An 18,962-nucleotide genomic window follows, 5' to 3' on the forward strand; every position below is an offset into this window, starting at 1 on the left:
GACTATGATTGAGCTCAAAGATAAAGTGGTGGTCATCACAGGAAGCTTGAGGCCACTGACCCGAAATGAAGCAGTAGCCTTTCTCACTGAGAGAGGAGCTACCGTTCAAGGGTATGTGTCCGCTCAAACACAAATTTTAGTAGCGGGACATAAGCAACTGGATCTCTTTAAACCTGATCGCCGCTCTAAGAAATATGAAGCCGTTTTGAAGCGAATAGAGGAAGGGCAGGAGATTACCATTCTATCTGAAGAATCCTTCTTCACTATCGTGAAAGAGTCTCAGGAGTGAGGCTCTTTTTTGCCGTTCTATTTGTCAGACAGTGTGTAATTAAATGTATAAAAAGATATATAACTTTATAGCTATTATAGATCCGTTATCTTCCAGCTGGAAAAGGGTTGCTGCGGTGACTTGTCCCCTTAGAGCACGCTTTTGAATTATCCTTTACACTAGGATTATCAATGATAAAGGAGAAGAAAATATGAATGAAAAGTACGGTGTCCCTAGGGACATCAATGCGAAAGTTAAAATCATCGGGCTGTTCATGGCAGATATTGTTTTTGTCGGCGGTTCAGCGGTTGCGGCTCTTTCTATTGGCACGAAGATATTTCCGACGAGCCAGTGGCCTCAGTTGTTGGCTTTTATCATTCTAACGCCTATCATGTGCTTGTATTTGGTTTTGCCGACCAACGGCGGGAAGAAAAACTGGCAGAGTATGTATCTTTTCTTCAGACGCCGTCGCAAACGCTATATCAGTATCAATTACCAACGATCTAAGAAAGAGGAGGAAAACCACCAATGGCACTAAAACATCACTCATCAGCCCCTCAGGAGAAACGCCCTTTGGGGCGTCAAATCCGCCAAGCTAAAGAATTTAAACAGGAATACTTTGATCTCCACTCCTGCGTCGAGCTTCTGGATACAAAAAAGATTATCAATAATCAGAAGGCCTATATTGAACTTGTGGACTTTGGCTATTTACAGTTTCTGGAAATACCAGGTAAAGACCTAGGTTCCCTTTCTTATAATGAAATCCGCCGTACCTTGGATAATTTTGAAAAATGGCTGACAGATTTTAATACGGATATTCAGGTCGAAACCACAACGCTTCCCACCAATACGGATACGCAGATTATGGATCTTAGGCATCATCTGAGCCTGGTTCGCCAAGAGAAAGCGAAGTTTCTTCCTGAAGAAAGACGGTATTTGCAGCTGAAAGACCGTGAAGAATGGTTAATCTCTCAAATCCAAACTGAGGAAAATATTCAACAGGAAATCTATAATACAGAATTTATACTTTGGCTTTTTGCTCCAACGACATCAGAACTGGATAAGTTAGTGCGTAAAGCGAAAACTTACGGGAATAATGACTTTGTTCCGCAGGAAGTGACAAAGACAAAGAAAATCCAGATTATAAAGCAATTTAACAACATGAACGAAAAAGTATAGGAGGTTCTTATGCCAGAATTATCAAAACGCCGCCAACGCCAACTGAAAGCGGATGGCTATGACTTAGTTTTTCTCAGCCAAATCCAACCCCAAGGAAATATTGATTTTGCTAGTAATGACCGCTGTTGGACGAGTGGGGACGGCTATCATACCGTATTACACATTTATCAATATCCATCTGAAGATCTTGACCAGTTTTGGTTATCCGATCTCATGCTCATCCCTGGAACACGGGCCTTTCTCTCTACTTATCGAGAAAACAACAGGGTACTTCGTCAAGAAATTACAGACTCCATTGAGGAAAAATCAACCCGTATCACAGGAAATAGTAAGTTAACGGCTAACCAACAAGAATTGGATGAAATCCAAGACTTGCAGGAGCTGAACCGTGAAATAACAAAGAAAAACATCTCTATGTTGGGAATGTATGTGAGAATCTTTGTTTCCGCTTCGACTAAGGAAGAGCTTTTCCGCAAGGTGGAGGAGATAAAAGACAAGACCTCTAACTTTAAATCAACCATCCTCTCAGGTGAACTGGACTTTGAATACCATGCTCCGTTTATACCAGCTCAGTATCAGATTGACCTTCCTAACCGTCGCCGTGGGATCCCTGTTAAGGCACATGACCTGGCAGGTGGCTATTTCTTCAATCATACCAAATTGGAAGATCAGCGAGGCGTCTATATGGGTTGGACGCCAACCCGAGGAGCCGTCAACTTTAATTTCTTAGAACGGGATGAACGTCGAACCCGTTCCTTCATGATTATCTCTGGCAACCCTAAAATGGGTCAGCGCTCCTTTCTTCTCAAACATACAGATGGCCTGTATGCCAAAGGCAATTTCATCCGAAATTTTGATGCCAATGGCACGTTTCTGGATCAGACCCGTAAACAACACGGACTGATCTTAGATCTCTCAGGTGAGGCCAATCGGATCAATATCTTTCAGGTCTTTCCGACTGTAACGAATGAAGAAGGAACGGAGGTAGACAAGAAGAAATCGTACAACCTGCATATTGAGAAGCTCAAGAATATCTTCAAATTGCTGAATGATGAAGCTACTGGCGATGACTTGACTAGCCTTGGCCAGATTTTGAACGAATTTTATATCGAGGAAGGTCTTTGGGCTCGTAATCCTACGTTGAACCCTGAAAAGCTAAAGGCAACCGAATTGGTTGCGGAGGAATACCCTATTTTGTCTGACTTTGTGATGTACGTAGAGGACTATCAAGATAAGCTTCAGAGTAAAAAGCACACCAATAAGATTGAATTGAGCTCTGTTAATCGTATCTACAATACCTTTAATGAGCTGCTGACGACCAATGCGGATATGTTTGAAGGGACAACCGAATTTCAGGATATTTCAACAGAGCAGGTCGTGACCTTTGACCTGTCGGGGCTCAAAGCCATACCAAACTTGCTGAATGCGCAGATTTTCTCAGTCTTGTCTCTTGTCTCGGCGGATATTGTCAACCACGGGAAGCGATGCAAACAGATCCTAAAGGCTTCACCTGAGAAAAGCGAGATGGATATGCCTCACTATATTGTTAATATTTCTGAAGCACAAACGCTCATAAATCCTAAGTATGAAAGTAGCGTAAAACTGCTGGCAGATATTATTGACTCCATGGGTGAGAACTTCGCTGGCGTGGTCTTGTCGGTAAATTCCCTTCGAGGCATCCTCTTTGAGTCAGGAAGTGCTACATATAAGGATCCTTACGTGACAGCTGTTCAGCGGATTTTTGGTTTGATGCAGTATCGGGTATTTGCTCAAACGGATGATACCAGCGTACCGCTTTTGGCCAATGCGCTATCGGGATCTATGAACCAATCAGAATTGGAAACTTTACCACGACTGACGAAAGGTCAGCTGTTCATGAATATTTCCAGCGTAGGAAATATTGTCTTTAACCAGCAGCTGTTAGCCCCTGAAACAGAACGCTATGGTGGACTTCAGTAATCAGAAAGGAAGAAAGAATGTCACGTAAAAACGATGGATTAGGATTTTTTGGACGTAAGAAAAAAGCATTTGATGAGTATGTGCTGATCAGAAAAACCAGAATGAAAACTGAACGGGATTATTTTGCTTCTGAAGGAGAATCAGACCCTGAACGGTTAGAGGCTCAGAAAGCTCGTGATCAGGAGTTTGTCAATAGTCTCAAGAAGGTTGCGCTTGGCTTTATTATCTTTTTAATTTTCTATGTGCTTTTAAAAACAGTTCTGGGTCTCTGGTAGAAAGAGAGGGAGTCTGTGAAGAAACTTTTTGTATGGAAAATCGGACTCACGCTAGGAGCTTTTATCATCTTGGTGATGATGCTGACAAGTATATTGGCTGGAGTATTTGGTGCCGTGTCTCGCAGTAGCTCAAAAGATTGTAGCTCTAGCTCTGATACCCAGGTTACTTCTTCAGGTGAAATCCCTTCAGGGGATGGCTCGATTGATGATTTTGTTAAGAAGCATGAAGAAGCCTATATCAACTCCTGGAAAGCAGGTGGTTTCCTACCGTCTGCTTCTATCACTCAGACGATGATAGAAAATGGTTTTAACTTCTCCAATCCAAACGGTACCTCCTTTTGGATGGCTCACAATATGGGCGGAGTTAAAACCTCTAGTAAAAGTAATTTCCCAGTCACGCTTGCGACTTATGGGGAAGATAGTGTTGACTTAAGCGGTACCAAGCCAGGTGCCAACGTCGGAGATGGAACTGGCGGAGCTTATACTTGGTTTTCCAGCTATGATGCAGGGATTGTAGGGAAGGCAGAGTTCATGGCTCACCAGACCCTCTACACAGCCGCTATCAATAATACAGATGGAAAGAGTACCTTAACTGCGATTGCGGACGGTGGCTGGGCAACAGATGGCACTTATAAGACTAAACTGCTTGCTATGTATGATACTCTGGGTACGAAGTACAAGTGGCTGGATGACAAAGCTATTGCTGCTCACGGAACTAAACCCTATAAGGGCAGTACAACGACAGCTGCTTCAGAAGCTCCCAACACTTCTTCAGCTGAGGATAGCTCCAGCGATAGCGACACTGATTGCAGCGATGATGACAGTTCAGGTGGAGTATCTGATGGGACAGGAACTGTTCCAGGGGATGCAACAGCCTGGGGCTATAGTCCTGATAATCTTCCAGCCAGTCTGAAACAATACATCATCGATCCAAAGAGTTTGGGGATGGAATATGCTTCTTCTCAAGGCTGGTATGTCACAGGCTATGGGCCTAGCTTAGATGGCCAGTGTGTAAACTTAACTATCAGCTTAGGAAATCATCTTTGGGGTCACTCTGGATCTGTCTCAGGGAACGGGAAAGACCAGGCGTCATCTTGGGCCTCTATCTTCGGAAATAGCGTCAAAACAACCCCTAAGAAGGGCGCTATCTTCTCTACTCAAAACGGAGGAGGCGGCTATGGACATACAGGTATCGTCTGCCATGTTTTTGAAGATGGTTCTATCCTGATTGTTGAACAAAACACGCCAATCAGTGGATGGGACTATTTCCAAAAGCCCTACACATGGGATTATCGGATTTGGAGTCCCGCCCAACAAAAGGCAGAGATTACCACCTTTGCTTATCCAGATAATAAGTCACCAAAATTTGGAAAATAGAAGGAAACAAGAATGAAGAAAAGGATTAAAGATAACATGGTATTTATCATTGCAATAGCTCTCTTAATCGCTTTAGCTGGTGTTGGTATCTACCGATACTTGACCAAAGAAAAATTAAAAGAGGAGCCTAAAACAGAGCAGACAGAGCCCTCAAAGAAGAAGGAAACAATTTCTCCGTCTGACGAGGAGACAGTGGATGAAAAGAACCATCGAACGGCTAAATTGAAGTTGGAACATCCCTATAGCCAAGCAGATGATGTCCAAACGCAATCAGTGGCTGCGGCTTTTGATGAGGCAGTGATGGATATTCAAAAGTCTAAAACTCTTGCTGATGCAAAAGGGACGATTGAAAATCACCTCTCCATGACCGATAACGCTATGATACAAACCTTTGCGATGGCAATTTTAGTCAATCAATACACCTATCAAAAGGCAAAACTAGAAGTCAGCACTTCAGAGAGTGACGATGTGGTTCAATTCTTGGTGGTGTTGACTAAAGAGAATGAAGAAAATTGTTATTTTATTGGAAACTTCAATACCACAGTCAATCAAATCCAATTGAAAGCCTACATTGGCGGGAATATCGGAGCGACATTTGGCTAAGTTCTGACGTAAGAATATAGATAACAAAATAAATAATTAAGTATATAATAAAATACACAATAAGTTATATAACTTATTGTGTATTTTTTGTTGACAAATCTTTTCCGTAGTCGTATAATAGAAGCATGGAACAATATCAAAAATGATGAAAAGCAAAGGAGTCTTAGATGAAGATACAAACAATAAATCTGGGAAAAGGCGGCGGTGGGAAAACCACGGATACTTTTAATGAGGGAGATTGGATGGCACGTCTAAAGGGATTGAGAGTTTGTCTAATTGACGGCGCCTGGGAATGCAATCTAACCCGCACTTTTGACGTGACCAGCGAAAAGACCATTTATGATATTTTTACGACTGGAGAGTATGAGATTGTTCAAATTTCTGAAAATCTCAGTTTAATCTGCGGAGATGAGCGTCTAACAGATGAGCAGCTGGATCTTGGCAGTCGAAATAATAAATACTTGCAACTCTTTATGTGGTTTAGTGAGCACTATGAGGAGCTGGCCGCTCAGTTTGATGTGATCCTGATTGATACCCATAATGACGAAAGTTTGGTGACGGCCAATTTTATTGCAGTTTCGGATATGGTCTTAGCAGTATCCGATGCTTCTCTCAACGGTTTTCGGGCTTGGCTGTCTCTGAAGAAATTTGTCGAGTTTATCAAGAATGAAGCAATCGAGGTCATTTCTAAAAAGAGCTATGTCACAGCGGAACCTTATCTGATTGGCAATAAAATTAAGTACGTTGGCCAAAATGTGACAGATACCTGTAAGCAGTTTTTAGAAGTTGTGGAAGAAGATCCGGCTTACCTAGGTTCTATCCAGGAGAAAGAACTGATGGCTAAAAGTTTGGTCATTGGCCAAAGCGTCTTTGAACAACGTGAAAAGATGACAGAAAGTCAAAAAGAAGCTCATCGGAAGTTTTATGATAATATGGATTATGTCTATGAAAATATATTAAGAGTATTAGAAGGAGAAACCGTATGACAGAAAATCGTTTTGCCCAGGTAAAAGAAACCTTTAAGCCCTCACCTGAGAAAGTGAGAGCAACACACCAAAAGAGCACCCGCAACTCTAAAAAGGCTGCGTCTAACTATAACAAGAAAGGCCGCTATCCTTTTTCCTTACACCATGATGTCCGCTATGACAAGCTGGAGGAGTTGGTGGAATACCATCAAGCTAAATCAGCTTCAGATTATTTAGAAAATCTGATCATTCGGGAGTGGGAAAGGATGCAGCGAAAGCTTAAAAAGTAAGGAGATAAGCTTATGATTATCCTGAATATGAAAAACTTAGTTCGACTGTTCTTCATCTTTCTGGCAGCGGTGGCTGTCTTTGTCTTTTATAAGTCCTATGGCTTAAGCATGCTGTTCTTGCTGGTTGTAGGGCTACTGGCTCTGAAGTTTGTACCAGTCTTGGTTCTTCCTATTGCCATTATTGTTATAATGGTTCATTTTACAGGGGACTTCTCCTTTATAGCAGACTCCATTGTAGCTATTTTCCTAGTCATCCCCTGCTCAATGATTGCTTATCCAGTCTTTGAACGTCTGGTGAACTCTATCCAGAAGAAAAAATAAGAAAATGAGCTTCATTCCAAAGTGAGGCTCTTTTTTATTTAAGGTCTATTAGTTGAAAAAAGAGGTAAAAATTGATTAAAATAGATTTTAATTTAACTTTCAAGGAGAGTGTTAATGACTGTTTTTGATGAAAGAGAATTAAAGGATCAATTATTTGCGCAAAATGCGAAAGATGTTTATGAGAGCATCGTTCAGTACGATGAAGAGATGGTTCCCATCATGAAAGCCAGAGGTTATACCTGTATTCACTCAATGGAGCGGACGGTTGCCTTTACTTTTGGAGAAATAACCTTCAGACGTCGCCGTTGGAAGAAAGGGGGTGAGTGGGTTGTGCCTGTCGATGAGAAGCTAGGCTTGTCTAAGAACACTCGCTTCTCCTGGGAGTTTATGTACCAGGTGGCCTGCCTCTCTACCATGATGCCTTATGATAAGGTCATCCAGGTTATTCAGTTGACTTATCATATCCGTATCACCAAGCCGATTGTTGTGAAGGCTGTCAAACTTTGCGATGAACTTCTGAAGGAGAAAGCAACTTATCGCTTTTATGGAGATGAAGAGGCTCAAGAAAAGCAGCCTGTCGATGTGATTTATATTGAAGGAGATGGGGTGATGGTGAAAGCGAGTGATCAGGAAGATCCTAGTCGAAACTATGATCTCTCTCATTTTGTCATTCACACGGGAAGCAAAAAGGTAGGAAGTAACCGCTTTGAACTTCAAGGGAAAAAAGAGTTTATCTCCTTAGATAATCGATTGACGAGAGATCAAGTGCTAGACTACCTCTATAACCACTTTGACATCAAGGAAGAAACTATCCTGATTACCAATTCGGACGGCGGTCATGGTTATACACCCTATATCTTTAAAGAGATAGCCAAAGCCCTAAAGGTAAAACGTCATGAGCACTTCTGGGACGCTTACCATGTCAACCAGAAGCTGAAGCTTGCTTTTAGGCCTTATGCAGAAGAACTCCTGGATTTAGCTTTCCAGGCGATCAAGCAGCACGACAAAGAAAAGCTGCGGACTGTCCTTGATACGACAGAGGGCTTACTGTCTACAGAAGAGGAGGAAGAAGAGTTTGAACACTTTAAAAATAAACTCCTACAAAATTTTCAATACACCAAACCAGCTAATTTAAGAGGACTTAGTTCTTCAGGAATTGGGGTTATGGAAAGCCAGCACAGAAAAGTCACCTATCGCATGAAAAAGCGTGGTATGTACTGGACGGTACTTGGCGCCCAGACCATGAGCCAAATGATTATTCTGAATTATGAGGATGGCTTGCGTGAGCTTTTCTTTGGTTGTTGGCGAGAGGAATATGAGGAAATGATAGAACTTGATGATATAACTGGAGGGACAATCAAGGTTAAACAAAATAAGGTAAAACGTTGCTATCGCTTGCCTAATTTTCGTTATCCTTCTAAACGTCGTCTTGGGAAAAAGTAAGTTATACAATAAAGTATATAATAAGTTATATAATAGTCGCTTTTTCAAAAAAGTGTTTTTTCTGCTGTTTTTTTACAGAAAACACTTGCATAGTGGGTACTTGTGTGCTATAATACTTATTAAATAAATCGAATAAAAAAAGACGAAAGGTGCGTCAACACCTTCCGCCTTACCGAGTAAGAACTCGTCCTTCTTACTCAGTCTTCATCTAATGATACAGGATAAAGTCCATTCTGTCAAGACTGAGCAAGAAAAATGTTCAGTCTTTTTTTGCACTCCTCGGTCAAAGTTCTCCTTTCATATTACAAGAAATGGGCTTTCTAAAAAATTCTACCACATACCAGTCAGGAAGTCATATTGATTTATTTATGCATTTGTGATAAGATAATGGGTATAAAAAAATTATAGAGGAGAATTTTATGTTTGCTGCATATAAAAAATTCTGGACACACTATGCTGATTTTTCAGGCCGTTCAAGTCGGTCAGACTATTGGTGGGCGTTTTTGTGTCACATGATTATCATCGTACCATTGTTTATCATTTTTTGGGCATCTGCTTTTGGAAGTATTCTTTCAGCCGCAGTTCAAGACTCAACATATGGATATGAATCAGATCCATCAGCAATCTTGGCTGGAGCAGGATTCGCTGTAATCTTTATTTTCATCTTAATTCTATATGCTCTGGCAACTTTTGTACCTAATTTGGCTATCATTGTCCGTCGTTTACGTGATGCTGGTTATCATTGGGCTTTCCTTTTCTTGTATGTTGGTCCTTTTTTACTATCATTTATTCCAGTTCTAAATATTATTGCAGGAATAGTATCTCTTCCATGTAGTATTGCTTTGATTGTTTTGCTTTGTCAAGGATCTAAGCCTGAAATGGTTGGAAATTCATATGGTCAGCAATATGGCCAGCAAAACTTCCAAGGTCAACAGTTTGGCCAACAGCCTTACAATCAAGGTTTGAACTATGAAAAACAACCACAACAAGGTGGTTTCCAAGGTCAGCAGTTTGGTCAACAGCCACAGCAAGGTGGTTTCCAAGGCCAACAGTTTGGTCAGTCACAACAACCTGTTCAAAATCAACAGTTTGGTCAACAGCCACAGCAAGGTGGTTTCCAAGGTCAGCAATTTGGTCAACAACCACAGCAACCTGTTCAAAACCAATCATTTGGTCAACAACCACAGCAACCAGTCCAAAACCAATCATTTGGTCAACAACCACAACAAGGTGATTTCCAAGGACAACAGTTTGCTCAACAACCACAGCAACCAGTCCAAAGCCAACCATTTGGCCAACAGCCACAACAACCTGTTTCTAATCAAAGCCAGGCAGTGGAGCAAGCAGAATCAGTTCAAAATCCATTTACTGCTGAAACACCTGAGCAGTCAACACCTCAGGATTTTGGAACTCAAGCACCTGTTCAAGATAATCCTTTTGTTTCATCAGTTCAAGAGGAGCAAGCTTCTACACCAGCTGAAAACAGTGTAGATGATGCAACTGAAAATCAAGAATAAACAAAGAAGAGTTGGAATTTTTCCAGCTCTTTTTGTTCTATCGCTCGTAGAAAAGTTTTAACAGAACGAGGCATTGATTGCTTTTCATAACAAAGAAAAATGAAGCCATTGACAGTTCATATTTATATAGCAGATATACTCAAAAATTAGATTTTGTTTGCAAAGAAAATAGCAGACTTTCCGACTCTTTTTTGTTACAATCAATACATGAAAAAAATTGACAAGAACTATAAAGCAGGGGAGACTTTCTGTGTTAGCTATTGAGGAAATTAAAAAAATCACGCCAAGCAATCTTCCTGCTTTGACCATTTTGGCTGGGGATGACTTGGGGCAGTTTGAGTTGTTGAAAGAGCAGTTTCTCCGCCAGATTCAGTTTCAACCGGGCGATTTGAACGCTGCTATTTTTGATATGAAAGAAGCAAACTATCAGGACGTGGAATTGGACTTGGTCAGTCTGCCTTTTTTTGCGGATGAAAAAATCGTGATTTTGGACCATTTTGCTGATTTGACAACAGCCAAGAAGCGCTATCTGACTGATGAAGAACTCAAATCTTTTGAAAATTATCTGGAAAATCCAGCAGATACGACTCGTCTGGTTATCTTTGCAGAAGGCAAATTGGATAGCAAGCGCCGTCTGGTCAAACTGCTGAAACGGGACGGAAAAATATTTGAGGCTGCAGAACTCAAGGAAGCAGATATACGAGCTTATTTCAGTAAGGAAGCGCAGGCAGAAGGATTACAATTTGCTCCGACAGCTTTCGATCAGTTGCTGCTGAAATCAGGTTTTCAGTTCAGTGAAGTCAGTAAAAATTTAGCCTTTCTGAAAGGATATAAAGAGTCTGGTCAGATTGGTTTAGAAGACATTGCCGAGGCCATTCCCAAGACTCTTCAGGACAATATTTTTGATCTGACCCAGCTGATTTTGCAGCAGAAGATTGATGAGGCCAGAAGCTTGGTACGAGATTTGACTCTTCAAGGTGAGGATGAAATCAAGCTTATTGCTATTATGCTGGGGCAGTTTCGTATCTTTACGCAGGTTAAGGTTTTAGCGGAAAATGGCAGAGCTGAGAGTCAGATTGTGTCTGATTTGTCCGACTATTTAGGCCGCAAGGTCAATCCTTATCAAGTCAAGTTTGCCTTAAAGGATGCTCGCTCACTGAGTTTAGCCTTTCTTAAAAAGACTATGGCCTGTCTAATCGAAACAGATTATCAGATTAAGTCGGGGCTGTATGATAAAGATTACCTGTTTGATTTGGCTCTGCTCAAGATTGCGACGGGTGAACTACAAGCAAAATAGTTGAAAAATTCTAATGATTGCGTTATCATTTTTATAATCATATAGAAAAAGAGGTCTTTCAAATGGCAATTATCTTACCTGATCTTCCTTACGCTTACGATGCTTTGGAGCCTTACATTGATGAAGAAACAATGCACTTGCATCATGACAAGCACCACAATACCTATGTAACGAATGTTAATGCTGCGCTTGAAAAACATCCTGAAATCGGTGAAGACTTGGAAAAATTATTGGCCGATGTGGAGTCTATCCCAGCTGATATCCGTCAGGCAGTCATCAACAACGGTGGTGGTCATCTTAACCACGCTCTTTTCTGGGAATTGATGACACCAGCAGAAACATCACCATCTGCAGAATTGGCAGCAGATATTGAAGCTACTTTTGGATCATTTGAAGACTTTAAAGCGGCTTTCACTGCAGCGGCTACAACTCGTTTTGGTTCTGGCTGGGCTTGGTTGGTTGTCAATAAAGAAGGCAAGTTGGAAGTGACCTCAACAGCAAATCAGGATACTCCTATTTCAGAAGGTAAAACTCCAATCTTAGGACTGGATGTTTGGGAACATGCTTACTATGTGAAATACCGCAATCTTCGTCCGAATTACATTCAAGCTTTCTTCTCAGTTATTAACTGGAAAAAGGTTGACCAACTTTACGCAGCTGCGAAATAAACAGGCAGTTTCAATATATAAAAAGGTGAATCGTTTAAAGATTTGCCTTTTTTAATGCTTAAAATACCTTTTTTCTGGATTTCACTTGTTATTTTCCTCATAATTTTTTATAATACAAATGCTAGGAGAAATGTTTTGAGTAAAAAAATTGTAACGATTATCGTAGCTATAGTTTCTTGTATTTGTCTGCTGGGCTTCATCTTCCTTTTTATAACCCAACGAAATAAGGCTATTGAAAAGAAAGCACAAGAGGCTGCCCAACTTGCAAAGTCTGGCGAGCAAGAACAGGAAGAAGAGAAAGTCAAGCCTGATTCCAAACTAGTTGAAGAAAAGCCGAAGCCTGTTGAGAAAAGTCCAGAGGAGAAGCAGAAGGTCATGGAGGCGGACGGCCCGACTATGGATGCTTTGGGGCTGCGATTTGACTATGCAAATTTGGATTTGACTCAGGTCATTCAGGCTTATATGACTGAAATGGGAATTGAACCCTCCCAGGTTGCATTTTCATATAAGGATTTGACGACTGGCAAGACCTTTGCAATGAATGATACCCAGCCTATGACTGCGGGATCGACCTACAAGCTCCCTCTCAATATGCTGGTAGTAGATGAGGTTGCTGCCGGCAAACTTTCTATGGACGAGCGGTTTGATATTACCAATACAAACTATGAATATAGGGGCGAGCATGATAACTATGTTGGTGCTTTCAACGGTGCTATGAGAATATCAGACATGCAGGAATATTCCTTGGTTTATTCTGAAAATACTCCAGCCTACGCTTTAGCAGAGCGTCTAGGCGGCATGGAAAAGGCCTATGATATGTTTAGTCGCTACGGTCAGTCCAAGGCTGATATTAAGACGATCAGCCGTGAGAATAATAAGACCACGACGGACTACTATATTCAGGTCCTTGAGTATTTGTCTAAAAATCAGGAAAAGTACAAGGATATCCTTTATTATATAGGCGAATCCTTCCCAGGTGAATACTATAAGCGCTATCTGCGTGACATTACCATCTATCAAAAGCCTGGATATGTTCGTGAGGCGCTCAATGTGGATGCATTAGTTATGGAAGAGAAGCCCTATATTATAGCTCTCTATACGGCTTATTTAGGTGGTAGCACCGAGGCCAGTGATGAGATCAGTGGTGTCGGAATTGAGCAAGTTGGTCAGTTAGCCTACGTCATCAATGAATGGCATCGGGTTAATATGAACTAAGAGCAATCTAGTCTAGACAGGCTAGATTTTTTGATAGCTATTTAGAAAAAAACCAAAATACCTCTTGCTTTTTTGAAAGAGAAGTGTTACAATCTATTTAGAAGATGTTCTAATTACTTCATTCTGCTCTGTTTAATTAGTCACTGAGCAATTTTTTATAAAAGCTATTTAGAAAAAATTCTAAATTTCTCTACTCAAAAAGGAGGAAAAATGAAGAAAGCAAGAAACTCAATCCTACTAACCGTAGTAGGTCTAGTGACAGGTCTATCCATTTGGCTGGCTGTTTTTTCCTGGGTGCTCTATAAAAATAAGGACGACCTGCAAAAAATATCCAATCAAAAACATTTTTAAATACAAAATAGGCAATCTAGTTTTTCTAGACTAGATTTTTTAATCCAGAGTATTTAGAAACAAATCGAAATACCTAAGAAGGATTAGATTGCTTCGTTTCGTACTCTTTATTTAGAAAATTTTCTAAATAGATAGATAAAGGAGAAAAGATGAAAAGAGGATTACTTTTATTGCTTATAGGCTTGCTCACGGTTTTATCCGTCTGCTGGGCAATCCCGTCTTGGATCGTTTTCAAAAATAGACGAAAATTGGAAGGAAAAATTAAATGTTGAAAGAAATTTTACGGAAATACCGCGCTTCTTATCTGGGTGCGACTATCTTTAGCATTGGAGCAACGATTTTTATCACTTTGTTTTCTTTGCAGCTGGGAGTTGTTGTGGACAGTGCGCAGAAGGCTCATTCTAACTTGCTTGGACAATTCTTTATCTGCCTTTTTTGCACTTGTGCTTGGTCTCTTTGCAGCTTGCTGGCTATTTGGTTCAAGAACAATCATAATAAGCAAGTCTTGGAAGAAGTCAAAACGAGGCTTTTCCGTTCTTTTTATGACAAGAATTTGCATGACAAGGCTTCCGAGCAGGAAAATAGCTATCTCAACACAACGACCAAGAATATGGATATTTACCAAGAGAATTACTTGACCCCGCGCTGTGATATTGTGGCTGCCTTTTCTTCAGTTTTTATCAGTACACTGGCTATTTTTTGGATTGAATGGCGCATGGCTCTGGGCTTTATTCTCATTTCTTTTTTGACCATGGCTGCGTCACAAATTCCAGGGATATTGATGCGCAAGGCGACAGCGAATTTCACTCAGAAAAGCAATTACTTTTTGAAGCAAGTCACCAATTTTTTGGAAGGCTTTGAGCAAATCAAACTTTTGCAAATCCAAAAAAGGGTGGTTGAGCACCTGTCTAGCAGCAACAGCGACTTTGAGCAAGCCAGAAAAAGCTATAATGCGGCTAAGGAGGGCGCTGTGACTCTGATGATGTTCTTTAGCTTTCTGTCTCAGATATTTTGTATGTCTCTGGGGATTTGGTTTGTCAGCCAAGGGTCTCTGACCATTGGGGCTTTGATTGCCAGTGTTCAGCTTTTGAACTTTGTCTTCACTCCTTTGCAGCTTTTTATCAATAACAAAAATCTCATGAGCACGGTCAAGGATATTGAGAATGATTTTGATGCTAAGTTGGCTAAGAAAGAAGCGGAGCCCGCTCAAAATCTGACCGAAACGATTGATCGGATTGATTTTGAACATCTCGGTCTGGAGTTGGGCGACAAGGCTCTCTTTCAGGATTTTTCTTATCAGTTTGCCAAGGACAAGCACTATGCTATTATCGGCGAGTCTGGTCGGGGCAAGTCGACCTTGATGAAGCTCTTGCTCAATTATTTTGATAGCAAGGACTACGCTGGTCAAATCATGGTCAATGGTCAAGCGGTCAGCCAGCTAGCAAGCGACAGTCTCTATCAGAAAATCGCCTTTATCCAAAAGAATGACTTTTTTATCGAGGGAAGTGTGGCGGACAATATCGCGCTATACAGAGATATAAATGCACCTGACCAAACTTTCTTGTACCAAAGTCTGCATTTTAATGAGGCTTTCTTGAGCAAGAAGCTGGATTTGGAGCGGCAGGAAGTTTCCTATGGTGAAAAGCAGCGGATTGATTTGGCGCGTTTCTTGGTTAAGGATTATGATGTGCTGATTTTTGATGAGCCGACCAGTAATCTTGACCCGAGCTTGGCGGCGGAAGTCATGGACTATATCTTGTCCATCAAGGACCGCATTGTTATCGTTATTACTCATAATCAAGGCAGGGCACTCTTAGACCGCTTTGATGACTGTCTGGAATTATAAAAGGAGGAAAGAAAATGAAATTAAAATGGAAAGAATTAGTGGCAAGCCTAATCGTTATTTGGCTACCGCTTATCTACGCTTTGTCAATCTATGCAGACCTATCTCAGCTAATCAGAGGGCATTTGCCCTATAGCGGTCTAGGCATGCCCAAGCAAGTCTTTATCTGGTTTCTGCCAGTTCTCTTGAGTGTAATTCAACTGATTGTTTGCTACACGACGACTATTAAAGAGATTATCGACAAGCAATTTGTCCATTTCCTTTACTGGCTGGTTCCCTTTATCAATGCCGTAGTTTATATCAGCGTTCTTCTTTATGGGCTCAATCCGGCTTTTCCGGTATTTAAGGTCAATGGGATTATGTCTGCAATCATCCTTAATGCTGTCAGCTACTTCCTCACGAGAAAAATAGTGGCAGACCAAGAGCCGGCTCCACGCGTTTTAGCTTATATCCTCGGAGGAGTTGGCTCAATCCTGTTTCTGGTCAGCCTCTTCCTCTTTTAAAATAGTAATGTGATAGGAAAGGAGAAAATCATGTTTCATATTTTTACTTTTGTTAAAATGCTTTTATTCTTTATCTTTGGCTGGATCTGGCTCCTTCTCGGTCTACTCAGTTTGCTCTTTCTTTTTCCTTTTTAAGTGAAGGAAATATAGAAAATAATGATTGGAGATCATCATGAAATCATCATTTTTGAAAAGTACTGTGGCGCTGGTAACGTGTGGCTTGCTAGCTTTTGGAGCAGCCCACGCTTACGCCGACCAGCAAAAATTGCCGTCAGGCACGTCTTACGACCAAATCGGTCAGAAGATTGAAAATTACTACCAAGAACACGAAAAAACCAGCGCAGGACTGGCAACAACGGTCTTTGACAAAGACGGCAATACTCTCTATCAAAAGAACTTCGGCTATACGGACAAGGAAAAGAAGCTAGCGGTGGATGACAAGTCGGTCTTCGAGTGGGGTTCAACCACCAAAATCACCGTCTGGGTCAGCGTCATGCAGCTTTGGGAGGAGGGCAAGATTGACCTGAAAACGGACATCAGGGAGTATCTGCCCCAAAATCTCCTAAAAAATCTCAAATACGACAAGCCCATTACCATGCTGGACCTCATGAACCACCAAGCGGGCTTTGAAGATTACCCTTTGTATATAGGCTCCGACAAGGATTTAGGAGCATTGATGAAAAAAACTCCGTCTCAGATTTATGAGCCGGGGACGGTGACATCCTATTCAAACTATGGAACAGCGCTGGCGGGCTATATCGTGGAGCGCATTAGCGGGCAATCCTTTGCCGACTATGTCCACGAGCATATTTTCCAGCCCTTGGGTATGAAACACACCGCACTCAAACCTGATTTATCAGATAATGTATTTGTACAAAAACAGCGGGAGAAGGAGAAAACTTATGATACAAATGGAGACTTACTAAAAGGCGACCAACCCTTTGTTCTTGGAGAATATCCAGCGGGGCGGGCAACAGGAACATTTGCCGACATCAAGAAATTTGCCCAAGCCCTCCTGCAAAAGGAGAAGCTCTTTAAAAGGGCAGAGACTTGGGAGAATTTTTACAGCGCTAGCCATACTTATCCGGGTACAGATATTCCCGTCAATGCTCACGGACTTTGGGTGACGGAGTTTGAAAACACCAGAACTTTTGGGCACGGGGGAAACTCACCAGGCTTTACGACCAGCCTCTTGCTTGATTTGAAGTCAGGGATTGGCTCAGTCGTTACAGTCAATCAAAGAAATGAGTTTCATTTCGCTCTTAGCATGCCTGACCTCATTTACGGTAAGAAAAAAGAAGCCTCAAAGGCAGCTCAAAAGGACTTTCAAGCTGGTTTTTACCGCGAAGCGCGTATTTATAGTGGAGGTCCCCTATCTATATTTAGGGTTTTCAAGTCGACTAGCTATCTAACTAACCCTTCTGAAAATGCGGCTATCAAAGACTATTTTGGTTTTTGGACGGCAGGAGAAAGAGGAGGGCACTATATTCTGAACCTGCCTATTTCAGATAGGACAAAGCTGCCCTTGTTGGATGTTATCAAAGATTATGGTAGTTTATTACTCGCTGGGCTTGCCGCACTGTATGTCGCCCTTTGCTATCTCAGCGGTATTTTGGCAAAATTGTATCGTTTGCTCACTAGGAAAAACAAGGGAACAGGTTCGGTTGTCTGGTCTAGTTGGCATTATCTGACTGGCTTCCTTATTCTTTGGGCTTTTCGTAATTTGTTCTCATTTTTCTCAATTATTCTCGCGAAAAATTCTTTCGATCTCGCTGGTTTGACGGGGCATTTCCAACTGTTTGCCTTGCTTGCTGTGGTCTTGCTGATTAGTGCTTTTCTTCCCTATCTGCCCTTCTTCAAAGCGAGGTTGAAGCAAGGGAATAAGTACCTCACGCTAGCAACTAGCTCCGTCGCTTTTATCATCGCTTTTAATATTTTCTATTGGTCGCTATACCAATGGTGGACTTTATAATTTTACAAATGACAGAAAGGAGCATTTTATATGCAAAACACAATTTCAACTTCAACCATTAAAAGGTTTCTAGCATGGGAGTTTGGGCTCGCTTGGCCAGGTATGCTAGTCATAGCTTACTTTTATGCGATCAATCAGAAACTTGTCGGTAACATTTTATCCGCAAGTGTGGTAATGTTCGCCCCTATGGTGGCTGCTTTTTTGGCTAAAGCTCCTGTAAAGTCTATCGGCTGGAAATTGAAGCTCGCCAGTAAATGGCGCGATTACCTAGCCTGCTGGTTAGCCATTTGTAGCATTGTACTTGGCGGCGCACTTGTCTATTTTGCTGTCTTTCCGCAGCATTTGGCTTTTGCCCTGAACCCACAAGTCGCCCTTCAAATTTTAATGATTCTTACGGTCTTAACTCTAGCCATCAGTCTTTCTGGCTTGGGCGAGGAAGTTGGCTGGCGGGGTATTCTCTATCCTTATTTGAAAGAGCGCTACGGACGGACTAAGGGGCGCATCATTGGTGGTCTCATCTGGGCTATTTGGCATTTTCCTGTCAATATGATTGGAGCAGGGACGCTGGGTGAGCGTTTCTTAAATTTAATTCCCTATTATATCATGGCTATTTCTTTTGGGATTATCCTTGATATTTACTATGTACGTAGCAAAACCATTTGGCTGCCAGCCTTTGGACATGGGGTCATTGATGCCGTTGCCATGATAACTACCGTTTTCACTGTTAGTGGGGTAGAAACGTTTAAATTCCTTGGTCCTGGTCCAACTGGACTTTTTAGCGCTCTCATTGCTCTTGTCATTGCCGTTTGGCTGACCAAGCGCGAAGAGAGAGAAAGTCAGCAGGGGATTTCTTAATCTTTTTTAGGTGATTTTTCTACCACTTACTAGCGCAATCTAACCGCTTACCAAAAAGAGC

At 41.5% G+C, this 18,962-nt stretch carries 20 protein-coding genes; all 20 read left to right on the forward strand.

Annotated features, from left to right (window positions below; translation table 11 throughout):
• The first annotated feature begins 4 nt into the window (after positions 1-4).
• The 20 genes from RSK81_RS03710 to RSK81_RS03805 all read left to right on the forward strand — a co-directional run bounded on the left by RSK81_RS03710 (position 5) and on the right by RSK81_RS03805 (position 18,901).
• Positions 5-289: a BRCT domain-containing protein gene (locus RSK81_RS03710; protein ID WP_168955491.1), complete on the forward strand. Its 285-nt coding sequence runs from the start codon at positions 5-7 to the stop codon at positions 287-289.
• A 190-nt stretch (positions 290-479) separates the two neighbouring features.
• Positions 480-806, forward strand: a complete 327-nt coding sequence (locus tag RSK81_RS03715) for a DUF5592 family protein (protein WP_168955490.1) — start codon at positions 480-482, stop codon at positions 804-806.
• Complete coding sequence (locus RSK81_RS03720; RefSeq protein WP_168955489.1) at positions 797-1,447, forward strand: hypothetical protein; 651 nt, start codon at positions 797-799, stop codon at positions 1,445-1,447. The genes RSK81_RS03715 and RSK81_RS03720 overlap by 10 nt, the downstream gene beginning before the upstream one ends.
• 9 nt (positions 1,448-1,456) lie before the next feature.
• A complete protein-coding gene (locus tag RSK81_RS03725) occupies positions 1,457-3,406 on the forward strand; it encodes a virulence factor (protein ID WP_168955488.1) in 1,950 nt (649 codons plus the stop codon).
• Between the two features lie 17 nt (positions 3,407-3,423).
• Positions 3,424-3,681, forward strand: coding sequence for a hypothetical protein (locus RSK81_RS03730; RefSeq protein WP_168955487.1), 258 nt, complete (start codon positions 3,424-3,426; stop codon positions 3,679-3,681).
• 75 nt (positions 3,682-3,756) lie between these two features.
• Positions 3,757-5,058 carry a CHAP domain-containing protein gene (locus RSK81_RS03735; protein ID WP_410530917.1) on the forward strand — a complete coding sequence of 434 codons (1,302 nt, stop codon included), beginning with the start codon at positions 3,757-3,759 and terminating at the stop codon, positions 5,056-5,058.
• 12 nt (positions 5,059-5,070) lie between these two features.
• Positions 5,071-5,661, forward strand: a complete 591-nt coding sequence (locus RSK81_RS03740) for a hypothetical protein (protein ID WP_315687482.1) — start codon at positions 5,071-5,073, stop codon at positions 5,659-5,661.
• Positions 5,662-5,828: 167 nt separating this feature from the next.
• Complete coding sequence (locus tag RSK81_RS03745; RefSeq protein WP_315687483.1) at positions 5,829-6,647, forward strand: ParA family protein; 819 nt, start codon at positions 5,829-5,831, stop codon at positions 6,645-6,647.
• Positions 6,644-6,916 (forward strand): hypothetical protein, encoded by a 273-nt coding sequence (locus RSK81_RS03750; protein WP_168955483.1) that lies wholly within the window; start codon positions 6,644-6,646, stop codon positions 6,914-6,916. Before RSK81_RS03745 ends, RSK81_RS03750 begins: the two co-directional genes overlap by 4 nt.
• A gap of 12 nt (positions 6,917-6,928) precedes the next feature.
• The gene (locus RSK81_RS03755; protein WP_315686376.1) at positions 6,929-7,237 is read left to right on the forward strand and encodes a hypothetical protein; all 309 of its coding nucleotides are present in this window, start codon (positions 6,929-6,931) and stop codon (positions 7,235-7,237) included.
• A gap of 114 nt (positions 7,238-7,351) precedes the next feature.
• On the forward strand, positions 7,352-8,680 hold the full coding sequence (locus RSK81_RS03760; protein ID WP_315686374.1) for an ISLre2 family transposase: 1,329 nt from the start codon (positions 7,352-7,354) through the stop codon (positions 8,678-8,680).
• 419 nt (positions 8,681-9,099) lie between these two features.
• Positions 9,100-10,197 carry a DUF805 domain-containing protein gene (locus RSK81_RS03765; RefSeq protein ID WP_049547456.1) on the forward strand — a complete coding sequence of 366 codons (1,098 nt, stop codon included), beginning with the start codon at positions 9,100-9,102 and terminating at the stop codon, positions 10,195-10,197.
• 250 nt (positions 10,198-10,447) lie between these two features.
• Positions 10,448-11,494 (forward strand): DNA polymerase III subunit delta, encoded by a 1,047-nt coding sequence (gene holA, locus RSK81_RS03770; protein ID WP_049547457.1) that lies wholly within the window; start codon positions 10,448-10,450, stop codon positions 11,492-11,494.
• A 62-nt stretch (positions 11,495-11,556) separates the two neighbouring features.
• On the forward strand, positions 11,557-12,162 hold the full coding sequence (gene sodA, locus RSK81_RS03775; RefSeq protein WP_002906995.1) for a superoxide dismutase SodA: 606 nt from the start codon (positions 11,557-11,559) through the stop codon (positions 12,160-12,162).
• A gap of 135 nt (positions 12,163-12,297) precedes the next feature.
• The gene (locus tag RSK81_RS03780; RefSeq protein ID WP_315687484.1) at positions 12,298-13,377 is read left to right on the forward strand and encodes a serine hydrolase; all 1,080 of its coding nucleotides are present in this window, start codon (positions 12,298-12,300) and stop codon (positions 13,375-13,377) included.
• 210 nt (positions 13,378-13,587) lie between these two features.
• Positions 13,588-13,728, forward strand: coding sequence for a hypothetical protein (locus RSK81_RS03785; RefSeq protein WP_002897970.1), 141 nt, complete (start codon positions 13,588-13,590; stop codon positions 13,726-13,728).
• 265 nt (positions 13,729-13,993) lie between these two features.
• Entirely contained in the window at positions 13,994-15,574 is a 1,581-nt protein-coding gene (locus RSK81_RS03790) for an ABC transporter ATP-binding protein (protein ID WP_315687486.1), read from the forward strand.
• A gap of 14 nt (positions 15,575-15,588) precedes the next feature.
• Positions 15,589-16,074: a hypothetical protein gene (locus RSK81_RS03795; protein WP_315687487.1), complete on the forward strand. Its 486-nt coding sequence runs from the start codon at positions 15,589-15,591 to the stop codon at positions 16,072-16,074.
• A 172-nt stretch (positions 16,075-16,246) separates the two neighbouring features.
• On the forward strand, positions 16,247-18,046 hold the full coding sequence (locus tag RSK81_RS03800) for a serine hydrolase domain-containing protein (protein WP_002915643.1): 1,800 nt from the start codon (positions 16,247-16,249) through the stop codon (positions 18,044-18,046).
• A gap of 30 nt (positions 18,047-18,076) precedes the next feature.
• On the forward strand, positions 18,077-18,901 hold the full coding sequence (locus RSK81_RS03805; protein WP_315687489.1) for a CPBP family intramembrane glutamic endopeptidase: 825 nt from the start codon (positions 18,077-18,079) through the stop codon (positions 18,899-18,901).
• The last annotated feature ends 61 nt before the right edge of the window (positions 18,902-18,962 follow it).

This window comes from Streptococcus sp. DTU_2020_1000888_1_SI_GRL_NUU_041A, from assembly GCF_032387735.1.
GTDB lineage: Bacteria > Bacillota > Bacilli > Lactobacillales > Streptococcaceae > Streptococcus > Streptococcus sanguinis.